This window comes from Nocardia sp. NPDC004711 (assembly GCF_053601595.1).
In genome coordinates this window covers 1-24,282 of record NZ_JBSGCB010000023.1, presented here as the reverse complement: position 1 = coordinate 24,282, position 24,282 = coordinate 1, and the positions used below count along the sequence as shown (strand labels likewise).

The 24,282-nt window shown below is 68.2% G+C and carries 28 protein-coding genes; 12 read left to right on the top strand and 16 right to left on the bottom strand.

What is annotated here, in order from left to right:
• The first annotated feature begins 228 nt into the window (after positions 1-228).
• From ACWEKS_RS23810 to ACWEKS_RS23795, 4 genes are all read left to right on the top strand, one after another.
• Positions 229-381: a hypothetical protein gene (locus tag ACWEKS_RS23810; protein ID WP_326361853.1), complete on the top strand. Its 153-nt coding sequence runs from the start codon at positions 229-231 to the stop codon at positions 379-381.
• Between the two features lie 89 nt (positions 382-470).
• Positions 471-1,361 (top strand): serine hydrolase, encoded by an 891-nt coding sequence (locus ACWEKS_RS23805; RefSeq protein ID WP_379400213.1) that lies wholly within the window; start codon positions 471-473, stop codon positions 1,359-1,361.
• Between the two features lie 217 nt (positions 1,362-1,578).
• Complete coding sequence (locus ACWEKS_RS23800; RefSeq protein WP_379386127.1) at positions 1,579-3,027, top strand: NAD(P)/FAD-dependent oxidoreductase; 1,449 nt, start codon at positions 1,579-1,581, stop codon at positions 3,025-3,027.
• Between the two features lie 361 nt (positions 3,028-3,388).
• Positions 3,389-3,640: a hypothetical protein gene (locus tag ACWEKS_RS23795; protein ID WP_452342103.1), complete on the top strand. Its 252-nt coding sequence runs from the start codon at positions 3,389-3,391 to the stop codon at positions 3,638-3,640.
• Positions 3,641-3,757: 117 nt separating this feature from the next.
• On the opposite strand, the gene ACWEKS_RS23790 is transcribed toward ACWEKS_RS23795, so the two are convergent.
• Positions 3,758-4,177 (bottom strand): tautomerase family protein, encoded by a 420-nt coding sequence (locus ACWEKS_RS23790; protein WP_452342102.1) that lies wholly within the window; start codon positions 4,175-4,177, stop codon positions 3,758-3,760.
• 28 nt (positions 4,178-4,205) lie between these two features.
• Positions 4,206-4,907, bottom strand: a complete 702-nt coding sequence (locus ACWEKS_RS23785; RefSeq protein ID WP_452342101.1) for an SDR family oxidoreductase — start codon at positions 4,905-4,907, stop codon at positions 4,206-4,208.
• A 405-nt stretch (positions 4,908-5,312) separates the two neighbouring features.
• On the opposite strand from ACWEKS_RS23785, the gene ACWEKS_RS23780 reads away from it, so the two are divergent.
• Entirely contained in the window at positions 5,313-6,317 is a 1,005-nt protein-coding gene (locus tag ACWEKS_RS23780) for a nucleotidyl transferase AbiEii/AbiGii toxin family protein (RefSeq protein ID WP_452342100.1), read from the top strand.
• Positions 6,318-6,342: 25 nt separating this feature from the next.
• On the opposite strand, the gene ACWEKS_RS23775 is transcribed toward ACWEKS_RS23780, so the two are convergent.
• The 4 genes from ACWEKS_RS23775 to ACWEKS_RS23760 all read right to left on the bottom strand — a co-directional run bounded on the left by ACWEKS_RS23775 (position 6,343) and on the right by ACWEKS_RS23760 (position 8,685).
• A complete protein-coding gene (locus ACWEKS_RS23775; RefSeq protein ID WP_452342200.1) occupies positions 6,343-6,993 on the bottom strand; it encodes an urease accessory protein UreD in 651 nt (216 codons plus the stop codon).
• Positions 6,983-7,696, bottom strand: coding sequence for an urease accessory protein UreG (ureG, locus tag ACWEKS_RS23770; RefSeq protein WP_452342099.1), 714 nt, complete (start codon positions 7,694-7,696; stop codon positions 6,983-6,985). The genes ACWEKS_RS23775 and ureG overlap by 11 nt, the downstream gene beginning before the upstream one ends.
• A 67-nt stretch (positions 7,697-7,763) precedes the next feature.
• A complete protein-coding gene (locus ACWEKS_RS23765) occupies positions 7,764-8,396 on the bottom strand; it encodes an urease accessory protein UreF (protein WP_452342098.1) in 633 nt (210 codons plus the stop codon).
• Positions 8,397-8,457: 61 nt separating this feature from the next.
• Entirely contained in the window at positions 8,458-8,685 is a 228-nt protein-coding gene (locus tag ACWEKS_RS23760; RefSeq protein WP_452342097.1) for a hypothetical protein, read from the bottom strand.
• Between the two features lie 206 nt (positions 8,686-8,891).
• On the opposite strand from ACWEKS_RS23760, the gene ACWEKS_RS23755 reads away from it, so the two are divergent.
• Complete coding sequence (locus ACWEKS_RS23755) at positions 8,892-9,869, top strand: zinc-binding dehydrogenase (protein WP_452342096.1); 978 nt, start codon at positions 8,892-8,894, stop codon at positions 9,867-9,869.
• Here the strand turns inward: ACWEKS_RS23755 and ACWEKS_RS23750 are convergent.
• Positions 9,858-10,691 (bottom strand): SDR family NAD(P)-dependent oxidoreductase, encoded by an 834-nt coding sequence (locus tag ACWEKS_RS23750; protein WP_452342095.1) that lies wholly within the window; start codon positions 10,689-10,691, stop codon positions 9,858-9,860. The genes ACWEKS_RS23755 and ACWEKS_RS23750 overlap by 12 nt on opposite strands.
• A 187-nt stretch (positions 10,692-10,878) precedes the next feature.
• Here ACWEKS_RS23750 and ACWEKS_RS23745 point away from each other — a divergent pair, with 187 nt between their 5' ends.
• Positions 10,879-11,715 (top strand): hypothetical protein, encoded by an 837-nt coding sequence (locus ACWEKS_RS23745; protein ID WP_452342094.1) that lies wholly within the window; start codon positions 10,879-10,881, stop codon positions 11,713-11,715.
• Here the strand turns inward: ACWEKS_RS23745 and ACWEKS_RS23740 are convergent.
• Positions 11,712-13,211: an MFS transporter gene (locus ACWEKS_RS23740; RefSeq protein WP_452342093.1), complete on the bottom strand. Its 1,500-nt coding sequence runs from the start codon at positions 13,209-13,211 to the stop codon at positions 11,712-11,714. The two genes, ACWEKS_RS23745 and ACWEKS_RS23740, sit on opposite strands and share 4 nt — an antisense overlap.
• Before the next feature lie 112 nt (positions 13,212-13,323).
• Between ACWEKS_RS23740 and ACWEKS_RS23735 the strand changes: the two genes are divergently transcribed.
• The 4 genes from ACWEKS_RS23735 (at position 13,324) to ACWEKS_RS23720 (ending at position 18,410) form a co-directional block, all read left to right on the top strand.
• Positions 13,324-13,992, top strand: coding sequence for a TetR/AcrR family transcriptional regulator (locus ACWEKS_RS23735; RefSeq protein ID WP_452342092.1), 669 nt, complete (start codon positions 13,324-13,326; stop codon positions 13,990-13,992).
• 354 nt (positions 13,993-14,346) lie between these two features.
• Positions 14,347-14,937 carry a cadmium resistance transporter gene (locus ACWEKS_RS23730; protein ID WP_452342091.1) on the top strand — a complete coding sequence of 197 codons (591 nt, stop codon included), beginning with the start codon at positions 14,347-14,349 and terminating at the stop codon, positions 14,935-14,937.
• Between the two features lie 168 nt (positions 14,938-15,105).
• On the top strand, positions 15,106-17,457 hold the full coding sequence (locus ACWEKS_RS23725) for an arylsulfatase (RefSeq protein WP_452342199.1): 2,352 nt from the start codon (positions 15,106-15,108) through the stop codon (positions 17,455-17,457).
• Between the two features lie 11 nt (positions 17,458-17,468).
• Positions 17,469-18,410 carry a formylglycine-generating enzyme family protein gene (locus ACWEKS_RS23720; protein WP_452342090.1) on the top strand — a complete coding sequence of 314 codons (942 nt, stop codon included), beginning with the start codon at positions 17,469-17,471 and terminating at the stop codon, positions 18,408-18,410.
• 30 nt (positions 18,411-18,440) lie between these two features.
• Here the strand turns inward: ACWEKS_RS23720 and ACWEKS_RS23715 are convergent, their stop codons facing one another.
• Positions 18,441-18,851: a YchJ family protein gene (locus ACWEKS_RS23715; protein WP_452342089.1), complete on the bottom strand. Its 411-nt coding sequence runs from the start codon at positions 18,849-18,851 to the stop codon at positions 18,441-18,443.
• A gap of 4 nt (positions 18,852-18,855) precedes the next feature.
• Entirely contained in the window at positions 18,856-19,263 is a 408-nt protein-coding gene (locus ACWEKS_RS23710; protein WP_452342088.1) for a nuclear transport factor 2 family protein, read from the bottom strand.
• An 87-nt stretch (positions 19,264-19,350) separates the two neighbouring features.
• On the opposite strand from ACWEKS_RS23710, the gene ACWEKS_RS23705 reads away from it, so the two are divergent.
• Positions 19,351-19,905 carry a PadR family transcriptional regulator gene (locus ACWEKS_RS23705; RefSeq protein WP_452342087.1) on the top strand — a complete coding sequence of 185 codons (555 nt, stop codon included), beginning with the start codon at positions 19,351-19,353 and terminating at the stop codon, positions 19,903-19,905.
• Positions 19,906-19,945: 40 nt separating this feature from the next.
• Here ACWEKS_RS23705 and ACWEKS_RS23700 read toward each other — a convergent pair whose 3' ends face one another.
• The 6 genes from ACWEKS_RS23700 to ACWEKS_RS23675 all read right to left on the bottom strand — a co-directional run bounded on the left by ACWEKS_RS23700 (position 19,946) and on the right by ACWEKS_RS23675 (position 24,039).
• The gene (locus ACWEKS_RS23700; protein ID WP_452342086.1) at positions 19,946-20,215 is read right to left on the bottom strand and encodes a hypothetical protein; all 270 of its coding nucleotides are present in this window, start codon (positions 20,213-20,215) and stop codon (positions 19,946-19,948) included.
• A gap of 117 nt (positions 20,216-20,332) precedes the next feature.
• Positions 20,333-21,004: an O-methyltransferase gene (locus ACWEKS_RS23695; protein WP_452342085.1), complete on the bottom strand. Its 672-nt coding sequence runs from the start codon at positions 21,002-21,004 to the stop codon at positions 20,333-20,335.
• A 121-nt stretch (positions 21,005-21,125) separates the two neighbouring features.
• Positions 21,126-22,847: an urease subunit alpha gene (locus ACWEKS_RS23690; RefSeq protein ID WP_452342084.1), complete on the bottom strand. Its 1,722-nt coding sequence runs from the start codon at positions 22,845-22,847 to the stop codon at positions 21,126-21,128.
• Complete coding sequence (locus ACWEKS_RS23685) at positions 22,847-23,158, bottom strand: urease subunit beta (protein WP_452342083.1); 312 nt, start codon at positions 23,156-23,158, stop codon at positions 22,847-22,849. The genes ACWEKS_RS23690 and ACWEKS_RS23685 overlap by 1 nt, the downstream gene beginning before the upstream one ends.
• A gap of 5 nt (positions 23,159-23,163) precedes the next feature.
• Positions 23,164-23,466 (bottom strand): urease subunit gamma, encoded by a 303-nt coding sequence (locus ACWEKS_RS23680; protein WP_452342082.1) that lies wholly within the window; start codon positions 23,464-23,466, stop codon positions 23,164-23,166.
• 129 nt (positions 23,467-23,595) lie between these two features.
• Positions 23,596-24,039, bottom strand: a complete 444-nt coding sequence (locus ACWEKS_RS23675; protein WP_452342081.1) for a PaaI family thioesterase — start codon at positions 24,037-24,039, stop codon at positions 23,596-23,598.
• Positions 24,040-24,282 lie beyond the last annotated feature (243 nt).

The following is a 24,282-nucleotide window of genomic DNA, read 5'->3' as shown; positions in this document are numbered from 1 at the left end:
CTGTGTTTATACAGTCGGCGAACGACATGCAAACACCGAGCGCCCCGGCTCGCCGGGTGACACCTGCCACATGCCCAGGATTTGCTAGGGCGCGTCACCCCGAAATTCGAGTGTGGTATGCGACAGTGCCTTTCGGGGAGGTTCGAAGTTCTCAGGAAAGGCTGGTCCGCGTCGATGTCTGCGTCGGTGATTCCGCTCGTGCCCAGAACCGGGTTCACCGTTCGGCGGGTGGGAGACCGCTGGGAACTCGTCAACTCCCGGCATTACGGACGCGGCGTGGTGCTGCAGTCGTGGCCGCGGGAGCGGCACACCGAGGCATTCGAGCACTGCTACCGCCTCAATGGGCGCAGCATCGAAGAGCTACAAGCGGCTTTCCACTGACTCGCGCGAAAGTCCGTGCAACAGTGTCGATTCGATAACACACCCACCGATTCACCTCAAGACGTGCGTATCGGGCATGGTCCCCTCTATTGTGTTCCCTCGTGCGTTCCCCCAAGGCCCGGCGCGTGGCCTCCTCCGCTTGTGTTCTCGCTGCCGCGGCCCTCATTCCGGCCGCCCCCGCCTTCGTCCCCATGGCCGGTGCCGCACCGGTGCACACCCAGGGTCCGATCGCGGGATTCGACGCCGATATGAGCAGCCGCATCGCGGCCGTCGACAATTACCTCGGCACCCGCCCCGGCGTCACCGGCTACGTGATGCGTGACCGCGTCACCGGCGGCATTTATCGGAACGGCAACGCGGACACCAACTTCTGGACCGCCTCCACCATCAAGCTGGCAATCGCCGAGGATCTGCTGAACCGCGCCCGGATCGGCGCCATCCAGCTCGGCCCCGACGACCGCGCGCTGATGGAGTCCATGCTGGCAACCTCCAACGACAATGCCGCCGACATCCTGTGGAACAAGTACGCCGGCATCGACCGCATGTCGTTCAACAACGCCTTCCGCGCCAACGGCATGACCGGACTGGTCCCCATGCCGCCCACCACCTCGATCGAGCAGGTCAAGCTGTTCCCCGACTGGGGTTTCCAGCAGTGCTCCCCGGCCGACCTGGACCGGCTGATGGACAACGTCCTCACCCGCATGCACCCGGACGACCGCGCCTACCTGCTCGACCGCATGCGTCACGTGGACACCAACCAGCACTGGGGCGTATGGGGCGCGGGCGCGGCCATGAACCCGGGCCTGAAGAACGGCTGGTCCGACGAGCAGGGTGGCTGGGTGGTCAATTCGGTCGGCTTCGCGGGCCCGGGTGAGCGCTACACCCTCGCCATCATGACCGAGCAGGGCGATCAGGGCGGTTACGCCGACGGCTCCGAAACCACCACGCACGTGGCGCAATTGCTGTTCCAGGGGCGCTGACACCGAACCTGCGCGCGGGCGGTTCCGGCACGGCCGGGGCCGCCCGCGGCGCACTTCTGGGCAATTCTCGCTGGACGACCGCCCATATTGTAGTTTCAAGGTTGTTGTCTAAAAGGTCTGTTTTCGGTCGATCCTGATTGGTCCGCGCTACTCGCACTGCATTACCGTTACGGGTGAGTTGTCGTACTTTCCCCGTCTGGCGAGGAGCAGGAACTAGATGAACGCCGAGAAATCCGTCGCACAGCGTCATCGCGTGGTGGTGATCGGGTCCGGGTTCGGTGGACTGTTCGCCTGCAAGCAGCTGCGCAAGGCCGACGTCGACATCACCCTCATCTCGAAGACCTCCACGCACCTGTTCCAGCCGCTGCTGTACCAGGTCGCCACCGGCATCCTCTCCACCGGCGAGATCGCCCCCGCCACCCGCATCGTGCTGCGTCAGCAGCAGAACGCGCGCGTCGTCATGGGCGAGGTCACCGACATCGACGTCGAGAACGGCACCGTCACCTCGCGCCTGCTCAACCAGGACTACGTCACCCCGTTCGACAGTCTCATCGTGGCCACCGGCGCGCAGCAGTCCTACTTCGGCAACGACCACTTCGCCACCTACGCGCCCGGCATGAAGACCATCGACGACGCCCTCGAACTGCGCGCGCGCATCCTGGGCTCCTTCGAAGAGGCCGAGCTCGCCACCGATCCCGAAGTCCGCGACCGCTTCATGACCTTCGTGGTGGTCGGCGCCGGGCCCACCGGCGTCGAACTGGCCGGGCAGATCGCCGAACTCGCCGACCGCACCCTGGAAGGCTCCTTCCGCAATATCGACACCCGCGACGCGCGCGTCATCCTCGTCGAGGGCGCGGGCGCGGTGCTCGCCCCGATGGGCCCCAAGCTCGGCGGCAAGGCGCAGCAGCGGCTGGAGAAGATGGGCGTGGAGATCCAGCTCAACGCCATGGTCACCAATGTCGACGCGCGCGGCGTCACCATCAAGGAGCAGGACGGCTCCGAGCGGCGCATCGAATCCGCCTGCAAGGTGTGGTCGGCCGGCGTGCAGGCCAGTGGCCTGGGCAAGATCCTCGCCGACCGCTCCAAGGGCACCGAGGTGGACCGGGCCGGGCGCGTCATCGTCGAACCCGACCTCACCATCAAGGGCTACCCGAACGTCTTCGTGGTCGGCGACCTGATGTCGGTGCCGGGCGTGCCCGGGCAGGCGCAGGGCGCCATCCAGGGTGGCACCTACGCCGCGAAGGCCATCAAGGCCGAGGTCGCGGGCAAGCAGACGGTGGCCGACCGCAAGCCCTTCAAGTACTTCGACAAGGGCTCCATGGCCACGGTGTCGCGATTCAGCGCGGTGTGCCAGGTGGGCAAGCTGGAGTTCAGCGGCTTCTTCGCGTGGCTGGCCTGGCTGGGCCTGCACCTGTGGTACCTGGTCGGCTTCCGCAGCCGTTTCGTCACCGTGCTCGAATGGTTCGTCTCCTTCCTGGGCCGCCACCGCGGTCAGATGGCCGCCACCGAGCAGTGGGTGTTCGCGCGGCTGGCGCTCGAGGCGCTCGACGATCCAGCCGAGGCGCGTCAGCTCGCCAAACAGATCGGCGGCGAAAGTTCTTCCGGTAACGGCAAATCCGCGGCGAATGCGGAAGCGGAGAAGTCCTCGCAACAGCGCGCGGGCTGACAGCAAGCCCGACCCGATGGCCGCGCCGGTGGTGGCGGGCCGCGGGCGCCGACTACCTGGCCCTGGCCACCCTCGGTGCTCCGGCCGAGCAGTCGGCGAGCGGGAATCGACGACTCCGCACCCGTCGGCGGAGCCGTCGCGAACGAGTCGGCACTCAGGAGTGAGCGCAGATGCACTGAGGCCGGAATCCCCGAACTGGATTCCGGCCTCTTTCATGGCTTTTCACGAGCACAGTGGCTAATTTTCAGTTATGGCAATGATTTCCGGTTGTCCACTTTGTCACCAATCCAGGCGACCGGTGGGTTCGAATGCCGAGCGTCGATGTACCCCTAGATGTTCTGCCTGAACAGAAAGGTTCTGCATGGCCGCAGGTAAGCACCGACCACTCAACCCGCACCGGAACAAGGTCGGCAATGTGGTTGCGGCAGGGGCGGTTCCACTAATACCGGCGATCGTCGGATCGGGCACCGCGAACGCGGCACCGGCCGAGGTCGCTCCGATGGCACAGCAGGACGGCGCGCGCAGGGCGCAGCGGCCGGCCGCCGCCGTAGCCGGCGCGGCCGCCAGTGCGTTCAACGCGTTCAATGCTCAACCCCGCGTCGTCGGCGACTGACCCTCGCCGCCGAGCAGCTCGATCGAGCACCGCTGTGCTCGCGGTGGGAACCGGCGGTGAGGGCCGGTTCCCGCCGGCCCCGCCATCCCACCGCGCCGATCCGGGCCACGTCCTCGGTCAGTAGGGAATGGGTTTGTTCGCCTCGGCCCAGCCACGCTCGATATGGCCGCCGGGCGGGGGCGGGAACAGTCCACCGATCATCCAGGTGTCCCGGGGTACCTCGTTGATATTGAATTCGAGATGCAGCCCCCGATCGAGGGTGTACGGGGCCATGAGATCGTGCAGACGCTCGCTCATGTGCTTGCGCAGATCGGGGTCCTCGAGTTGGCGCGCCAGATGGTCGATGGTGATCCGCACCGCGGGGATCGATACCCCACCGACGTAGAAGGAGTCGGCCGGGACCTCGTGGAAGAGCGCCACCGCGTAGAACTCCGGCAGCCCGAAGCGCGCGTAGTACGCCGTGATGTCCTTGGCGAAATTCTGTTTGTCCTCGGCCGTGAGGGTGTCGGCGGGGTGATAGATGTGCCACAGCGGCATGATGAACTCCCTTGGAAGAGACGGATTTTCAGCGACCGAACGACAGCACGAGGCCCTCGACCGGGCCGGACAGCGCGGCCTTCACCTGCCTGGTGAAGTCGTCCACGAGCACCTCGGTCGACCCCTGCTCCAGCCCGTCGGCGACCGCCGCCGCCACCTCGGCCGGACTGATCTTCGGCGCCGCGATGGCCTTCACCATGTCGGTGTCGGCGAACGCGAGATGCACACCGACCACCTGCGTACCCTGCCCCGCCAATTCGATCCGCAGGGAATTGGTGATCGACCACAGCGCGGCCTTCGACGCGCCGTACGCGGCCGCCCCCGAACTCCAGGACAGCACCGAGTGGATATCCACCAGCGCCCCGCCACCGTTCGCGGCGAGGATCGGCGCGAAGGCCCGCGCGATCCGCAGCGGCCCGAAGACATTCGTCTCGAACGTCTCCACCACATCCGCCATCTCGGTCTGCAACAGCGGAGCCGGCCGCAACACCCCCGCATTGTTCACCACGATGCTCACATCCCCGGCCCGCTCCGCGACCGCGGCAATCGAATCCGGATCGGTGACCTCCAGCTCGACCGGCACGATCCGCGGATCGTCACTCGACTCCGGCTTCCGGGCGCTCACGTACACCTTGGCCGCACCCCGGTCCAGAAACTCCCGGGCAAATGCACGGCCCAGCCCACGCTGCCCGCCCGTCACCAGAACATTCGCACCTTCGATTGTCGTCATATCTACCTCCTGATTCACTGACGGCTCCATCTGACTATATTTAACTATAGCCACCTTGGGCGAGTAAATACAGGTCGCGGATCTGCCGACGTCGGGATGGGCATCGATCTCGCCGAGGCCGCTACGAAACCACCCGGTTTCGCCATCTCGTGCCCGAGCCGGGAAGTAGCGACGCCGTCGCCGGTCAGCCACCCCGCGCAGCGCGATGATCGGGGGCCCGAATCTGTTGCGGCGCAATCCCGGCGACAAGATCAGGGAGCTCCCGGAGTGGGACAGGGCAGAATTCCGCAGTGACAGCTCCCTGATCTTGATCGTCCAGGTCCGGTGAGCGCGTGGCGCTTTCGCGGTCCTACAACCCGGAATGACCGTGACTTCCTGTCACACCCCTGTTCTAGCGTCGGGGAGGTGGAGACGACACCGCGGTTCCGCGCTGCTCATCGGGCGGCGCTGGACCACACGCTGGAGCTGATCGCCGAATCACCTTGGGGCCGTGGGCTGGTGCTGCGCGGGAGTATCACCATGGCCGCGTGGGTCGGCGACAAGGCGAGGCCGCCGGCCGATCTGGACTGGATCGTGCCCGACCCGACCGATGTCGCCTTCACCGATCCGGCCGACCCGTTTCCCTATGTCGAGGACATGTCCTGGGTACAGCACTGGCCCGAGGCCGCGTTCGGAGCGGTGACCGGCGAGATGTGGGAGGACGAGCAGTTCGAGTCGTTCGGGCTATGCCCGATCCTGCCGCCGGAGGGCCTGCACTGGGTGGATCCGGACGACTACAGCGAGAACCACACCTGGACTCCCCTGCTGGACAACCTGGTCGAGACGATCCGGCAGCGACCGGCGACCCCGGCAGGTGTGGTCCTGAGCGCCGACGGTGTCGACGACACTGCGGACGGGAGCTATGCCCTCGACTACAACGACACCCCCGGCCTCAGGGTCCGGGTGCCCTGGTACACGACCGGCCCCGACGCGATGACGGGCTCGGTCCAAGTGGATTTCGCCGCCGACCAATCCCTCCCCGACTCCCCCGTCTGGACCCTCGTGCCACGCGGCGACGGCAGCGCGCCCACCCCCTGCGTCACGGCGAGCCCGGAATTGTCGCTGGCATGGAAACTCCTGTGGCTGTTCGCCGAATCCACCAGAACCTCGGAGTACGTCGACATCCGCGACGGCGGCGCGGGCAAGGATCTCTACGACGCCGTGCTCCTGGCGGAGTCCCCGCGCATCCACCTACCCCGGCCGCTGCTGCGCAGAGCCCTCGGCGCAGCAGCCGACGATTTCGACGCCGACGACATCCTCACCTGGAACGTTCGCTGGGACACGTTCCGGCAGAACCATCCGGACGTCACCGGCAGCCTGCGCGAATGGCTCGAACGACTGGTCCGAGCGCTCACCCGAGCCCGGGCATAGATCTCCTCGAGAGGGGAACCCTGGGTCAGCGGGTCAGCAGGCGACCCGTCCGGGTGAACAGGGTGCCGCCTGCGGCGAGGGGTAGGAGTGCTGCGTCCAGGCCGGTGGTGTCGGCCGGGCGGTCGTCAGGGTAGGTGAGCACACTCTCCAGTGCGCGCGGGGCCGAGAGGGCGTCGTCGGTGATGGTGTCCGCGCCGAGTTCGAGGCGGTGCCGCAGGAGTGGGGTGGCGCCGATGTCGGCGGTGAGCTCGCCGCTCCAGAAGCCGTGGTCCTCGCCGGTGCGGCCGATCTGGATGCGTTCCCGAAGGCGCAGGCGCGCACCCTCTTCCAGCCGGATGGTGGTGAAGGTGTCGTGCTCGGCGCCGCCCGCGACCACCGTCGGCTCGGGATCGACATCGAGTTCGCCGCCGGCGGCCACGTCGAACCGCCAGTGCGCCACGGACTTCCGGGTCTCGCGCCCGGGCAGCGCGATGGTGGCGGCCACCGACCGGACCGTCAACCGCGCGCCCGCACCCACCGACACGACGATGTCCAGCACGTCGCCGCCGAGCGGGGTGGCGGCGGTGCCGATGATATGCACCGTGTCCACACCGGTGTGCCGCGCCGCCAGGCCGCCGATCGCGTGGATGTGCGGCAGCGTCCCGGCGGTAGCGGTGATGCGGAGCTCAGTGCGAATGGGCACTGCCCGCCGCCGCGTCCTGTTCGGTGGCCACGCGCAGCTGTTCGCGCACCCAGGCCAGGACCGGCGTCGCGGCCGGGTCCTCGGTGAGGGAGGTGAACACGAACGGCCGGCCTTCGCGCACCTTGGTCGAATCCCGGTCCATGACAGCCAGATCCGCGCCGACCATGGGGGCCAGATCGGTCTTGTTGATAACCAGCAGATCCGACCAGGTCACGCCAGGTCCGCCCTTGCGCGGTACCTTGTCGCCACCGGCCACGTCGACCACGAAGATCTGCGCGTCGATCAGGCCGGAGGAAAACGTGGCGGTCAAATTGTCGCCGCCCGACTCGACCAGGATCAGATCCAGCGGCGGGTTCGCCTCGATCAGGTCGTCGATGGCGTCCAGGTTCGCGGTGATGTCGTCGCGGATCGCGGTGTGCGGGCAGCCGCCGGTCTGGACCGCCGTGATCCGCTCGTCGGGCAGCACCGCGTGCCGGCGCAGGAAGTCCGCGTCCTCGGTGGTGTAGATGTCATTGGTCAGCACGGCCAGCGACAGCTCGTCCCGGAGCTGCCGGCACAGGGCCGCGGTCAGCGCGGTCTTCCCGGACCCGACGGGCCCGCCGATCCCGATCCGCAGCGGCTCCCCCGGCGTCCGCTCCCGCTTGGGCCGGTCGTGGCTGTGGTCGTGCGGTTCCCCGTCGATGAGGTGAGGTGGCATGTGCGGCTCCTTTCACCCCCATCCTTGCCCAGCCACGTAAACCGGTTGTTACCAACCCGGTGACCGGCTAGGACGCGAACAGCGGCATGTCCCGCCGCAGGTGCCGCTCGGCGAGCACGTCCTGCAGCGGGTCGGAGAGCGCGGCAAGCGATTTCGCCGCCTGCCGCGCGGTGGCGTCGCACAGCTCGGCGAGCCGGACGGTGCAGGCGGCGACCGCGGCGGGATCGAGGGCCAGCAGTCGCTGCGCGGCCGTCGCGGCCCCGGTCATGGTGGTGTAGACGGTGACGGCGGCGATGTCCTCGGGCGCGGCGTCGCACACCGTACCGACCACCCCGAATACCGTGGACAGATGCGGTCGAGCACCGAGCGCCCGCCAATCGGCGTGCGGCCAGACCTGTCTGGCCAGCCGCAGCAGCCCGCGCCCCTGGGCCCGCGACGCCGCCCGAGCCGCCGGCGACGGCGTCCGCGCGTCGGCCTCGAGTTCGGCGCGCGCCGGTTCGAGGGTCCCCGCGCAGACGGCGGCGGCCAGTGCGGCCGCCACCAGCCCGGAGGTGCGGATGCGCCGCCGCAGGTAGAGCTCGACGCTCGCGACATCGCGCAGCAGACCGGAGGCGACTGCCTCCTCGACCCCGCCCGAATGCACGTGCCCGCCGATCGGCAGCCGGGAATCGGCGAGGGTGAGGAGGGTGGCCAGGCTCATCGCCGTACGTCCGGATATCGCATGGCCCGATCCTAGGCCGTGCCCGGCCGCGGCCCCTCGGTTAGGTGAGCAGGCAGGGCATCGAGGCCGAGATGCTCTTCAGGGCGCAGGTGAAGGAATTGAGCGCGCCCGCGGAACCGGTCTCGGGGACCAGCCCGGCGACGGGGTTCACCGCGGCCGGTTCGGGGGCGGCGGGTTGCAGCGACAGCGGGGCGGCCAGGGCCGGGGCCGCGCCGAGTCCGGAGCCGATGGCCGCGATCGCACAGGCTTTCAGCACAACAGTTTTCATGAATCGTCCTCTCTCACAGCAAGCTCACAGGAAGCGGAACGCAGCGAGACTAACCCGAAGGCCGTGAGTGTGAAGGCAATTCGTTTCAAATCGCGAGGTGAATTCAGCGCCGCAGGCGGCGGAGCCCGCGCCAGGGAACTTGACCTGAACCAATCTTCAGGTTGCAGGCTTTGGGGGCACGTTCATTGCCGAGATCAGGAGTTGCTGTGCGCGCCATCCGTCTTCATGAGTTCGGACCTGCCGAGAATCTGCGGTACGAGACGGTCCCGGACCCCGAGCCCGGTCCCGGCCAGGTCCGGATCGCGGTCCGCGCGGCGGGGGTGCATCTGCTGGATACCGCACTGCGGCAGGGCTTCTCGGGATCGCCGACGCCGATCCCGGAACTGCCGACCATCTCCGGACGGGAAGTGGCGGGGACGGTGGACCGGGTCGGTTCCGGAGTGGACGACAGCTGGCTCGGCCGCGCGGTCGTCGCCCACACCGGGCAGATGCCGGGCGGATACGCGGAACTCACCGTCACCGAAGCCGAACGGCTGCACGCGATTCCGGACGGTGTCGATGCCGGGGCCGCGGTCGCCATGATCGGCACCGGACGCACCACGCTCGGGATTCTCGGCTTCGCCGAGGTCAGCGCCGAGACCGTGGCCATCGTGCCGTCCGCGGCCGGTGGCATCGGCACCCTGCTGGTGCAGTACCTGGCCGCAGCGGGCGCGACCGTCATCGGACTCGCGGGCGGCAAGGCGAAGGCCGATCAGGTCTACGAGAACGGCGCGGATCTGGCGCTGGACTACCTGGACCCGGCATGGCCGGACGCGGTGCGCGCCCGCTACGGCGACCGTCCGGCCACCCTGCTGTTCGACGGTGTCGGCGGCGAGATCGCCCGCACCGCGGTCGATCTGCTCGGCGCCGGCGGCGTGCGACTGGTGTTCGGCTGGTCCGGCGGACAGATCGACCTCGACGAGCAGGCCCTCGCCGCACGCGGCATCACCTCGCAGGTCGTGCTCGGCCCGCCCATGCTGGAACGCGCGGGCGGCTTGCGCGCCTTGGAGACTCGCGCGCTGGCCGAGGCCGCGACCGGTCGTCTGCGCCCGGCCGTCCAGTCCTTCCCACTCGCGCAAGCCGCCGCCGCGCACCGGGCCCTCGAATCCCGCGAGACGACCGGAAAAGTGGTGCTACTTCCCTGACCGGCGCCCCATGCCGCGCTCCATGAACCGTTGCGCGGCCCCGCGCCGCAGATCCGAGAACGCCTGCACCGGACCGGTCCACCAGGGCGAGATCTCCAGCGGCCGCGCCACCACGGCGTGGCAGATGAGATCGGCCGCCTCGTCGGCGCTGAGCCCGGGCACGCCGGAGAAATCGGTGGGCGCGCTCATGCGGGTGTGTACCAGCGGCATGTACACCGAGGTGGTGGTGACACAGTCGGCGGCGATCTCCGTCGCCACGGTGCGCAACCAGATGTCGAAGGCGCCCTTGGACGCACCGTAGGCCGACCACCGCGGCGCGGGCGGCATGCGCAGTCCCCAGGTGGAGATGTTGACGATGTGCCCGCGCCGGTGCTCGCGCATGCTCGGCAGCAGGGTGAGCAGCAACCGGACGGGTCCGAGATAGTTGACGTCGATGGTGCGGGTGAAATCGTGGAACCGGTCATAGGATTCGTCGATCGGGCGGCGAATCGACCGGCCCGCGTTGTTGATCATCACGTCGACCCGGCCGTGCTCGGCCAGCACCCGCTGTCCCAGGGCCTCGACGGCATCGAATTCGGTGATGTCCGACTGGTAGACGTGCGCCGTCCCGCCCGCTTCCCGGATCTCGGCGGCCACCCGTTCGAGGTCCGCCAGCGACCGCGCCACCAGCAGCACCGTCGCGCCCGCGGCCGCCAGTTTCCGCGCGGCCGCCTTGCCGATGCCGTGCGAGGCGCCGGTCACCAGGATGACCTCGCCGGACACGGCCTCGCGCAGCGCTTTCTCACGCGGCCGGGAGGTCGGATAGAAGAGTCTGGTCGCCACGCGTTCCGCCAACGGACGTCCGTTCGACCCGGCCGGTCGCGCACTGTTCGGAGCGTCTTGCTCAGCCACGTTTCCGAGCCTAACCGTCGGACCGGTATGTGATCGGGAACTGAGTGGAAATACCCTGGGCGCAGCCCGCTTTCCGGCACCAGGATGGGAGGCGGTCTACCGGGGGAAGGAATCCGTCATGTCGCATCGAGCGCCGGAAGAGCCGACGCCGGAACACGTCTCGATCCCGGGTTGGATCGCACGCGGCATCGTGCTGGTGCTGTTCGTTCCACCGCGGCTGGTGTGGGAGGCGCTCAGACGGATACCGCGACTGATCGCCGCGGCATTCAGGCTGTTCGACGAGCATCTGGCGCGACCGCTGGCGATCTTGTTCCGGGACTGGGTCTTCCGCCCGCTGCGCAATTTCGTGCGCAACTATCTCTGGCACCTGCTGATCCAGCAGCTGCTGTTCGGCATGGTCCTCACCCCGATCGGGGCATTCCTGCTCGCCTATGTCCTGCGCCCGATCCAGCGCGTCATCGAGGAGTGGCTGTGGCGGCGGGTCCTGAAGCCGGGCATCCCGTGGATCTTCCGCACCGTGGTGAGACCGATCGCCGAGGCTATCGGGTGGACGCTGGCCATGGCGTGGAAGTGGCTGGTCGCCGTCCCGATCTCGGCCCTGTGGCGGCGAATCCTGCGGCCCGGCGGCCACTGGCTGCTGGTCACCGTGCTCGAACCGCTCGTCACCTGGTTGATCGTGTGGCCCGCGGAGCACCTGTGGCGATGGGTGCTGCGTCCGCTGGTCTACGCCGTGGTCGTGACGGTCCTGTTCGGCTGGCGGGTGGCCACCACCGTCGTCCACATCACGGTGGTGGCCCCCTGCCGCTGGTTCCACCGCACTGTCCTGCAACCACTCTTCGCGGCCGTCGCCCGCGCCTGGCGTGCCCTCGCGAGCCCGGTGCGCTGGGCGTATCAGCGGGTGGTCATGCCCTGGCGCGCCCGCATCACCGAGGTGTGGACCACCCTGTTCGGCTAGTGCGCGGAACCGGCCGGCACCGCGGCGCTGGTCGCGGGGGCGCCGGACTTGGCGAAGAACACCACCACCGCCATCGCGGCCAGCAGCACCGCACCGGTCGTGGTCGCCACGTGCATACCGGTCACGAAGGATTCCCGCGCCGATTCGACCAGGGCGGCATTGTCACCGGCCTGGTCGACGGTCTCGCCCAGCGTCGGCCCGAAGTTCCCGCCGGAGCGGAACACCAGGGCCGCCAGGGATCCCAGCAGCGCCAGGCCCAGCCCGTTGCCGAGTTCGAAGCTGGTCTCGGAGATGCCGACCGCCGACCCGGCCCGCTCGGCCGGGACCGACGACACCGCCACCTCCGACACCAGCGTGAACGCGATGCCGAAGCCCGCGCCCGCGACCACGGAACCGGCGATGTACCAGCCGATCCCGCCGTCCACACCGACCCCGAGCAGCATGAGATTGCCCAGGGACGCCATGCTCAGCGCCAGCACGAAGGTGGTCTTGGTGCCGAGCCTGCGCCCGATCCGCGCGCCGCTCATCGAGAACACAAACACCACCACGGCCCCCGGAATCCCGAGCAGCGCCGACTGCAGTGCGTCGCGGCCGGTCACCGACTGCAGGTACACGCTGGTCAGGTAGCTCATGCCGGCCAGCGCCAGCATGCCGACCGTGCTGGACCCGATGGCCACCGAGAACAGCCCGCGCCGGAACAGGCTCAGATCCAGCAGCGGTTCGGCCAGCGTCCGCTGCCGCCGGATGAACGCGGTCAGCAGCAGCACGCCGAGGATCCCGATGCCGACGGCCGGCAGGTCGAATCCCTCGGCCGCGCAATGCTTGACGGCGTACACGAGCGGCAGGATGCCACCGATGGACAGCAGCACGCTCACCCAGTCCAGGCGCCCGCGCCCGGCCTCGCGGTGCTCGGGCAGCAGCAGCGGACCGAACATCAGCAGCACCAGCAGCACCGGCGTATTGATGAGGAACACCGAGCCCCACCAGAAGTGGTGCAGCAGGATGCCGCCGATGATGGGCCCGACCGCCGACCCGCCCGCGAAGAACGCGGTCCAGACGCCGATGGCGGTGGCCCGTGCCCGATCGTTCGGGAACAGCGTCGAGATCAGGGCCAGGCTGGACGGCAGCAGTGTCGCGCCGCCGATGCCCATGAGCGCCCGCGCCGCGATGAGCACGTCCGCGCTGGGTGCGAAAGCGGCCAGCGCCGAGGCGATTCCGAAGACCGTGGCACCGGCGAGCAGAATATTGCGGCGCCCGATGCGGTCGCCCAGATTGCCCATGGTGATGAGCAGTCCCGCGATCATGAAGCCGTAGATGTCGAGGATCCAGAGCTGCTGTGTCGCGGACGGATCCAGGCTCTGGGTGAGGGTCGGCATGGCCAGGTACAGCACCGACATGTCCATCGACACCAGCAGCACCGGCAGCAGCAGAACCGCCAGGCCCGCCCAGGCGCGGCGCGGCGTCTTCGCGTCGGGACGCGCGAGGGTACTCGTCATGACCTATCCTTCGGGCTGATTTCGGGCTTGCAAGAAAATGCGCGCGTACGTTGTACGCACGAGCGCGAGTACAGTGTACGCAACCCCTGCGCGGAAGGGAACAATTCGTCCGATGACCGAGGCCAAGCTCACCCGGGCCGCCATCGTAGACACCGCCATCACCCTGGCCGACGAGTCCGGACTGGATTCCCTGTCCATGCGCCGCATCGCCGAGCGGATGAACTCCGGCGCCATGTCGCTGTACCGGCACATCCCCAACAAGGACACCCTGCTGGCGGCCATGACCGATGAGGTCTCGCGGCGCAACCCCTACCCGCCGGCCGAGGGCCAGGGCTGGACCTGGCGGGACCGGGTGCGGATCGCGGCCGAGGTGGATTGGCGTCTCTACCAGGAACATCCGTGGGTGCTGTTCACCTTCGCGGTGCCGCGCTACAACTTCGGCGAGCACAGCCTGGTGGTGCTGAGCTGGCTGGTCGAGGGCTTCGCCGAACTCGGCGTCGACACCCGCGAGGCGACCCGTATGTCACTGTCGGTGTGGAGCTACATCGCCGGGGTCGCTCTACAGGAGGTCAGCGCCCGGCTGCTGCAGGGCCGCGACAGCAGCGCCGACGAACGCTCCGGGCTCACCGCCCTGCTCGACGGCGACCCGCGCTGGCCCATCCCGCCCCCGCTCGCCGATCTCGTCGGCACGGGCGACACCGCCCTGCTGAATCCGGAGCATCTGCTCGACACCGGTCTCACCGCACTGTGCGACGGCTTCGAGGCCCGCGCCGCTCACTGATCCGCCCGGAATCACCATCATGGGCACCACCTAATCCCGTTGTCCGGCATCGCCTGCACTCTTGCATGGACTGCAATATTGCGGACGATGCAGTTCCGCGGCTTCTGCGTGCAGACGGCGACGGCGTCTTGTGCCCCTGTTCGATCACTCGTAGACTCGAACACTCTCTTTCGACTTCCCAGGCAAGGCCATCCGGGTCGCAGGCCGTGATATCCAGCGGGACCCCGGCGCCGGCCACACGCTTTTGCCGTCGACCTGATTCGGCATCCGTTCCGTCCATCGATCGGTGGTCGATGTGTACCGAACTCGGAACCGCGCCCTAGCCCATCCGGCGCCCACCCAGGCTTGGCGGAGATGGCCACCGTCGTGACCGCCGCGGCGATGTTCGTCGGTACCAACATCGACAATGCGGTCGTGTTGACGGTGCTCAACGTCACCTCGCGCAGCACGGGAATCCCGCGGCGGTGGCAGATCTGGGCCGGGCAGTTCCTCGGCGTCGGGCTGATCGTGGCGGTGTCCGGGCTGGCGGCGCTGGGACTCTGCGCCGTCCCGGTGGAGTGGATCGGATTGCTCGGCGTGGTCCCGCTGAGCCTGGGGATCGGGATGCTGGTCCGGGCCCGTCGACGCTGCGACCGCACACCGCCCGCGGCCGGCACCGGGCTGTGGTCGGTGGTGGGACTGACCGTCGCCAACGGCGGGGACAATATCTCCGTCTACACTCCGGCCTTTCGCATCATGGGGGCGGCGGACGCGCTGCTCACCGTCATGGTGTTCGCCATCCTCACCGCCGCCTGGTGTTCGGCCGGCATGGTGCTGATAGCCCATCGCCGGCCGGCCGAAATCCTGCGTCGCTACAGCCGTTGGATGATGCCGGTCGTGCTGATCGTGCTCGGGCTCTACATCATCGACCGTTCGGGCCTCGTGTTCGGCCAACTGCTGCTATGAGTCCATTCCGGTCGGTACTCTTCTATCGGAACGAGAGGCCGGTGAGCAGCGAGAGTTCCGGACACCGAGTCCAGGAATGGCATGGTCACCGACGCGTCGATGAACTCCCAGCGGTATCGCCGGAGCTGGGTATCACTCCCAACGATTCTCCTTTTCCCGAGGTGAATGATGGCCAGGAAGTTCGAAGGACATGTCGCCCTGGATATCCGTGACTCGGTCGCCGACTGGGGCCCGTACGCGGAGCCGACCGCGAAGCAGGGCGCGCCCAACGTGCTGTATCTCGTGTGGGACGACATCGGAATCGCTACCTGGGACTGCTACGGCGGTCTGGTCGATATGCCGAATATGAAGCGGATCGCCGATCGCGGCGTGCAGTTCACGCAGTTCCACACCACCGCACTGTGTTCGCCCACGCGTGCCTCGCTGCTGACCGGGCGAAACGCGTCATCGGTCGGCATGGCGACGATCGAAGAATTCAGCGATGGATTCCCGAGCCTGTCGGGGCGCATACCCGCCGACACCGCGTTGTGTTCGGAGGTGCTCGCCGAGCGCGGGTGGAACACCTATGCCGTCGGCAAATGGCACATGACGCCGCTCGAGGAGGAGAATCTCGCGGCGTCGAAGCGGCATTGGCCCCTGGGCCGCGGGTTCGAGCGGTTCTACGGCTTCCTGGGCGGCGAGGCCGACCAGTGGTATCCGAATCTGGTGTACGACAATCACCCGATCTCGCAGCCCTATCCGCCGGAGGACGGGTATCACCTGTCGAAGGATCTGGCCGACAAGTCGATCGAGTTCATTCGCGACGCAAAGGTGATCGCCCCCGACAAACCCTGGTTCATGTACCTGTGCCCGGGATGCGGGCATGCGCCGCACCACGTCGCGCACGAGTGGGCCGACAAATACCGCGGCCGGTTCGACATGGGCTACGAGAAGTATCGCGAGATAGTGCTGGAGAACCAGAAGCGCATGGGCCTGGTGCCGGAGAACACCGAGCTGTCGCCCATGAACCCGTACCTGAACATCACCAGCGCCGATGGCAAGCCGTGGCCGGCGCAGGACACGGTACGGGCATGGGATTCGCTGTCCGACAACGAGAAACGGCTGTTCGCCCGGCAGGCGGAGGTGTTCGCCGGATTCCTGTCCTACACGGACGCCCAGATCGGCCGGTTGCTGGACTATCTCGAGGAGAGCGGCCAGCTCGACAACACCATCATCGTGGCCTTCTCGGACAACGGCGCCAGCGGCGAGGGCGGTCCGAACGGTTCGGTCAACGAGATGAAGTTCTTCAACGGCTACATCGACACGATCGAGGACAGTCTGGCCAAGCTCGACGAGCTGGGTTTGCCGACCACCTACAACCACTACAGCATCGGGTGGGCGATGGCCTTCAACACCCCGTACAAGCTGTACAAGCGGTATGCCTCGCACGAAGGCGGCATCGCCGATCCATGCGTGATGTCGTGGCCGGCCGGCATCCCGGCCCGCGGTGAGATCCGCCACCAGTACCTCAACGTCTGCGACATCACCCCCACCGTCTACGAACTGCTCGGCATCACACCGCCGGACACGGTGAAGAACGTGGAGCAGCGCCCCCTGGAAGGGGTCAGCTTCCGGGCCCTGTTCGAAGACGCCGACGCCGATATCGGCAAGCACACCCAGTTCTATTCGATGCTCGGCACGCGCGGCATCTGGCATCGCGGGTGGTTCGCCGACACCATTCACGCGGCATGCCCGTCGGGCTGGGGACATTTCGACAAGGACCGCTGGGAACTGTTCCATCTCGAACAGGACCGCAGCCAGATGCACGACCTGGCCGAGGTTCATCCCGAGAAGCTGGAGGAACTGAAGGCACTGTGGTTCTCGGAGGCCGAGAAATACAACGGGATGCCGCTCAACGATCTGGACATCGTCTCCGCGATGGTGCGCTATCGCCCGACCTACGCCAAGGGCCTGGACCGGGCCGTCTACTACCCGGACAGCGCGGAGGTCGGACCGGGCGCGGCGCTCGAGATTCTGGGACGCTCGTTCGCACTGCTGGCCGAGACGACGATCACCAGCCCGGACGCGGAGGGAGTGCTGTTCGCCCACGGTGGGCGGCTCGGCGGGCACGCCTTGTTCGTCCAGGACGGTCGCCTGTGCTACATCTACAACTTCCTCGGCGAGGAGGAGCAGGCCATCGTCTCCGACCGCCGGGTACCGCTCGGCGATCACATCCTCGGGGTGCGGTACGAACGGCACGGCACCCGGCCCGACCACTTCACGCCCACGGGTGAGGCCGTCCTCTACATCGATGAGAACCCCGTGGGTTCACTCGATGACATGCGGATCCAGCCGACCGTGTTCTCCGGTGTCGGGGAGGGCGTCCGGGTCGGCCGGGACACCGGCCAGTCCGTGACGGCGCGGTACCGGTCACCGTTCCCGTTCACCGGGGGGACCATGCACCAGGTCATCGAGGACGTGAGCGGAAAGCCGTACCAGGATCTGGAAATGGCGGCGGCCGCGGCCTTTTCGCGCGATTGAGGCGAGCGCCCATGGCCACTGCGATCCGCGCACAGGTCCACCGCGGCATGGTCCGGATAGCCGGTGGCGATTTCAGCATGGGTTCGGAGGATTTCTTCCCCGAGGAGCGACCGGTGCATCGGGTGCGAGTCGATTCGTTCTGGATCGACCCGCACCCGGTGACCAACGCCGCCTTCCGGCGATTCGTCAAGCAAACCGGATACATCACTGTCGCCGAACGCATTCCGGCTGCCGAGGACTACCCGGATGCGGAGCCGGCGGACCTGACACCGGGCGCGCTGGTGTTCGGGCCCACCTCGGGTCCGGTGTCGTTGGACAACTGGCGCCGCTGGTGGCGGTACGTTCCGGGAGCCAGCTGGCGCCATCCACACGGACCCGGCAGTACGCTCGACGGGCTCGACCGTCACCCGGTCACCCAGGTCGCCTACGAGGACGCTTCGGCCTACGCGGCCTGGGCCGGCAAACAGCTGCCCACGGAGGCGGAATGGGAGTACGCGGCCCGCGGCGGACTCGATTCGGCGACCTACGCCTGGGGTGACGAATTCGAACCCACCGGCCGGCGCCTGGCCAATGTCTGGGTCGGCGCCTTCCCCTGGAAGTTCCATCCCGGCCGAGGGCAGACGTCCACACCCGGCACCACGGCGATCGGCACCTATTCGCCCAACGGCTACGGCCTGTACGACGTGACCGGCAACGTCTGGGAGTGGACGGTCGACTTCTTTCGCCCCGGGCACTCGGCGTCGTCCTGTTGCGCGCCACGCAACCCACAGGTTGACACACCCGAAGTCGAAGCGGCGCAACGCTTTCCGCGCCGCGTGGTCAAGGGCGGCTCGTATCTGTGCGCGGCCGACTACTGTCTGCGCTACCGCCCGGCCGCCCGGCAGGGGCAGACCGAGGACACCGCCACCTGCCATCTCGGATTCCGTTGTGTCGTGCGCGACGAAGGTCCGTGACGAGTGGTGCGGCAGAACCGAACTCGCTGATCAGTTCTCGATGTCGCCGTCGAGGTAGACCCACGCCCCGCGGTCGCGGCGGAAGCGACTGTTCTCGTGCAGCTGCCCCGCCCTGCCGTGGGCGCGGTAGTGGGCACGGAACTCCACCGTGCCCTCGGTGTGGAACGGTCCCCCGCCGGTCGTGCCGAGGATCTCGAGCCGGTCCCAGCGCAGTCCCGGGTCGAAATCCACATCGGCGGGCCGGGTTTCAGGGGCCCAGCTGCGCAGCAGATACGCCTCGTCCCGCACCGCGAACGCGCTGAAGCGCGACCGCATCAGCTGTTCGGCGGTGCCCGCGCTGACCTCGCCGCGGTGCAGGCGCCCGCAGCAGTCGGCGTAGGCGGCGGGCAGCCCGCACGGGCAGTCCTCGGGCACGGGACGGGGGGTGCGGCGCTTCGACATGGGCTCAAGCGTAGAAGCTGCGTCCGGTGGGTCCACCGGACACCGACCAGACCTCGACGATCCGCCCGTTCTCGAACCGCAGGATGTCGGTACCGCTGATGTCGCGCACGACGGTGCCGTCCGGATCGACGATCCGGGCCCCGTAGGGCTGGGCGACGAGTCCGGTTCGGCTGTCGGCCATGTCGACGACGGGCACGCCCTGCGGGGCGTACTCCAGGCCCGGCCGTTCGACGCGGAACGCGTCGACGACGGCGGCGAGGGCCGCGGGGTCGCGGACGTCGTCGAAGGCGGACGCGCCGGGCTGGGCGTAGCGGAGGGTGAATTCGGGCGCCATGATCTCGGCGGCGATGGCGAGGTCGCCGTTCCAGAGGGCGGCCCAGCGGTTGTACAGGTCGATGGCGTAGTCGCGCATCCCAACTCCATAGTCTCATTGATACGGTATGACGGGAATGAATGTATAGTCTCAGCGATACCGTGTCAACCCGAGAGGAGTTGCCGAATGACCGACCTCGGCCCGCAGGACCACATCGTGCTGGGCCTCATCGCCCGGCACGGCCCGCTGACGCCCTACGACCTGAAGGTCCGCCTCGAGGAGAGCGTCGACAAGTTCTGGCCCATCCCGCACGCCCAGCTCTATCGCGTCCCGCCGCGCCTGGCCGAGCAGGGCCTGCTGCACGAGGAGGCCGAGGAGAGCGGACGCCGCCGCCGCGTCTTCCATCTCACCGAAGCCGGCCGCGCCGAACTCACCCGCTGGCTGGGCGACCCCACCTCGCCGCCGCCGGAGACCCGCGATCCCGCGCAGCTGAAACTGTTCTTCGCCGACCTCGGCGAGCCCGGTGACGTGGTGGCACTGGCCCGCAATCAGGCCGCCGAGCATCGCGGCTGGCTGGAGCTGTACCGAACGCTGTACAGCGAGATCGATCCGGACGACAGCGAGCGCGCGACCTCCCGCGCCCGCGTGCTGCGGCTGGGCATCATGCACGAGCAGGCGTACGTGGACTACTGGGAGGAGTTGGCCGCGAACCCGGACGAAACGCCCGGTTCGCGAGAGTGATCGCCCGCAGGGCAGGTGACAGTGATTGCCCCACAGGGCATTACGACGCGTGCACGACCGGGAGCACCGGACTGGCCGACACGGTGGTGGAGACGCCGGCCCGCTGGTTCCGGCCGGGGTCGGCGGTGGCCGGATGCTCGCCGCGATAGATGACGACGGCGAGCACACCCACCGTCCCGACCAGCGCGACGACCGGCGCGGCCACGAACACGGCCGAGCGCAACCGCTCGAGCGCGCCGGGTCGATGCCCGGATTCCGGCAGGGCCGCGAAGGCTGGCGGCGGAAAGGTCGAGCCGTACGGGTCCGTCATGCGTACGACCGTATTGACGACACCCACAGGATGACAAGCGAACGTGCAGCAAATTTTCCGGGCGACGCGGACCGGGCATAGTATGCCCAGTTCACCCTCCGTTCCGTGACCTGAAACTCAGTCGTCCTCGCCGAGCACGACCGCGTAAGCGAAACCGTCCCAGCCCTTTCCGCCAACGGTCTGCAGTACGCTCCCGTCCAATCGTGGCTCGGCGGCGATCAATTCGATGACCTCCCGGCTGGCCCGCACCGCCGCATCCGCCGACGCCGCGTCGGCGATGCCACCATTGCGGACCACATTGTCGACGATGATCACCGACCCGGGCCGGGTCAGCCGCAGGGCCCACCGCACATAGTTGGCGTTGTTGACCTTGTCGGCATCGATGAAGACCAGATCGAACGGTTCCGGCTGCTCCTCGGCCAGCACCGGCAGCGAGTCCAGCGCCGCGCCGGCCCGGATGTCGACCCGCTCCCCCACCCCCGCGCGATCCAGATTGTGGCGCGCCACCTCGGCGTGCTTCGGCTCGTATTCGAGGGTCACCACCCGGCCGGCCTTCCCGACGGCCCGCGCCAGCCAGGTGGTGCTGTATCCCCCCAGCGTGCCGACCTCGAGTACGCGCCGCGCCCGCACGGATTTCGCGATCAGATACAGGAACTTGCCCTGCGGCGGCGAGACGTCGATGGCGGGCAGCCCCGCCTGCGCGTTCGCCCGCAAGGTTTCCGAATCCTCGTCTCCCACCAGGGTTTCGATGAGATAGTGATCAACTTCGGCCCACTCGGCAGTCGTCATATCCGAAGTCTGCCACCGCCTCCGGCGCACTCCCAGCATTGCGCTCACGCCGAGAGATTTCCCACTCGGGAGCCGGGCGCGGTGCCGGGCGCGCGCTCGCCGCGCCCGGCGCCGGCTCCGTTCAGAACAGGAAGTACCGCTGTGCCATGGGCAGTTCGGTGGCGGGCTGTTCGGCCCACACCTCCCCGTCGATCCGGACGGTGAAGGTGTCCGGCTCCACCTCGATGCGGGGCATGGCGTCGTTGTTGGGGAGGTCGGCCTTGGTGCGGCTGCGAACATTGGCCACCGGCACCAGTTTCCGGTTCACCCGCAGCCGGTTCGCGAGGCCGTCCTCGATGGCGTGCTCGGACACGAAGTGCAGCGAGGTGCCCGCCGCCACGCTCGGCGCGGCCCCGAACATCGGGCGCGGCAGTACCGGCTGCGGAGTGGGAATGGACGCGTTGGCGTCGCCCATGGCGGCCCACGCGATCGTGCCGCCCTTGATGACCGCGTGCGGGCGGACCCCGAAGAAGGCGGGCTCCCACAGCACCAGGTCGGCCAGTTTGCCCACTTCGACGGAGCCGATCTCGGCGTCGAGGCCGTGTGTAACCGCCGGGCAGATGGTGTATTTCGCGACGTAGCGCCGCACCCGGTTGTTGTCGGCCGCACCGTCGCCGGGCAGCGCGCCGCGACGGCGCTTCATGACGTGCGCGGTCTGCCAGGTGCGCATGACCACCTCGCCGATGCGGCCCATGGCCTGTGCGTCACTGCCGATCATGGAGATCGCGCCCAGATCGTGCAGCAGATCCTCGGCCGCGATGGTGGAGGGCCGGATCCGGCTCTCCGCGAAGGCCAGATCCTCCGGAATGGACGGGCTCAGGTGATGGCACACCATGAGCATGTCCAGATGCTCGTCGAGGGTGTTGACGGTGTGCGGCCGCGTCGGGTTGGTGGAGCTGGGCAGCACGTTGAGATGCGCAGCGACGGTGATGATGTCGGGTGCGTGCCCGCCGCCCGCACCCTCGGTGTGATACGAGTGGATGGCCCGGCCCCGGATGGCGGCGAGCGTGTCCTCCACGAATCCGGCCTCGTTCAAGGTGTCCGAGTGCAGCGCCACCTGCACGCCGGAGGCGTCGGCCACGGTGAGGCAGTGGTCGATGGCGGCCGGGGTGGTGCCCCAGTCCTCGTGCAGTTTGAAACCGCCCGCGCCGCCGCGCAATTGCTCCCACAGCGCGTCCTCGCGCACGGTATTGCCCTTGCCCAGCAGCAGGATGTTCACCGGCCAGGAGTCGGTGGACTCCAGCATGCGGGCCAGATGCCAGGCGCCCGGGGTGACGGTGGTGGCCTTGGAGCCCTCGGCGGGTCCGGTGCCGCCGCCGACGAGGGTGGTGATGCCGCCGGCCATGGCCTCGTCGAGGATCTGCGGGCAGATGAAGTGCACGTGGCAGTCGATGGCGCCCGCGGTGACGATCCGGCCGTTGCCGGCGATGATCTCCGTCGAGGGCCCGACCACCAGGTCCGGGTGCACCCCGCTCATGGTGTCGGGGTTGCCGGCCTTGCCGATGGCGACGATGCGGCCGTCACGGATACCGATGTCGGCCTTGATGATTCCCCAGTAGTCGACGATCACCACGCCGGTGATGACGGTGTCCGGGGTGCCCTCGGCGCGGGTGGCGCGGGCCTGGCCCATGGATTCGCGCAGCACCTTGCCGCCACCGAAGACGGCCTCGTCACCGGCGAGACCCGGTCCGCCGCTGCGGTCCTCGGTGATCTCGATGAGCAGATCGGTGTCCGCCAGGCGGATTCGGTCGCCGGCGGTGGGCCCGAACAGTTCGGCGTAACGGGCGCGGGACAGTTCGGCCATCAGGCATCCAGCTTTCCGGGTGGGGTGAGGCTGATTCCGTGCACCTCGCGGGCGCCGCCCAGCGGAACCAGCGAAACCCGCTGCCCCAGACCGGGTTCGAAGCGCACCGCGGTGCCGGCGGGAATGTCGAGGCGGCGGCCGCGGGCGGCCGCGCGGTCGAATTCGAGGGCGGTATTGGCCTGCGGGAAGTGCACGTGCGAGCCGACCTGAACCGGCCGGTCACCGGTATTGACCACGTCCAGTTCGATGCGTTCCGCGCCCGCGTTGAGCTCGATCGTGCCTTCGGCACAGAGGTATTCGCCAGGAATCACGGCCGTCATCCGATCGGGTGGTGGACGGTGACGAGCTTGGTGCCGTCCGGGAAGGTGGCCTCGACCTGGACGTCGTGGATCATCTCCGGGATGCCGTCCATGACGTCGTCGCGGGTGAGCACGCTGCGGCCCGAGGCCATCAGCTCGGCGACGGTGCGGCCGTCGCGCGCCCCCTCGAGCACGTGATCGGTGATGATCGCGATCGCTTCCGGGTGGTTCAGTTTGAGTCCACGGGCCTGTCGCCGCCGGGCCAGCTCGGCCGCGTAACTCAGCAGCAGGCGCTCCTGCTCGTGCGGCGACAGTCGCATTCGGACTCCTCGTCGAATCGCGGGGACGGATCGTCGGTCATTCTGGCACGACCTGCGTTACCAGCATGTTTCGGTGATATACGATCCGCGGACGACGAGTTCCGGCGCGGCGATTCCGGTTCCGCGCCTTCAGTTCTGGGGGTTGAGGTTCTGCAGCCGGACCTGACCGCGCGCCACCGTCCGGTCCTGTTCGTCGGTGATCACCACCTGCCACAGCTGCTGCGAACGCCCGCGATGGATCGGGCTCGCGACACCGGTCAGCTTGCCCTCCCGCACCGCGCGCAGGAAGTCGGTGTTGTTGTTGACGCCCACCACGGTCCCGCGATCGCCCAGCCAGGCGCCGGCCGCCACGCTGGCGAGGGTCTCGATGACCGTGCAGTACACGCCGCCGTTGACGATCCCCGCTGGCTGATACTGCTGCGGCGTCACCACCCACTCCGCGGCCACCCCGTCACCGCTCAGCGCGGTGAACTTCAGTCCCAGCAGGTCGGTGAAGGTGCCCTCGCTGAACTTGTTCATCAGCTCCGGGGTGATATCGGCCAGGGACTTGATCGAGGAGAAGTCGTCGCTCATTGCTCCACGTTCGCACGCGGGATCTCGGTCCGGACCGCCGGGTTGGCGCCACTTGCTTAGTTAGGTAAGCCTGACCTATACTGGCTTCGGCGTCAGGATCGAGCGAGGCCCCGAGGGCTGCGGTGGCCCCGATCCCCTGCCGGTGGTGTGCGCGGCACCGGTTCCAACACCGTCGTGGTCGAGAACGTGTACGTACCCCGGCACCGCTTCCTCAGCATGCGAACCATGGGCGAACTGAAATCG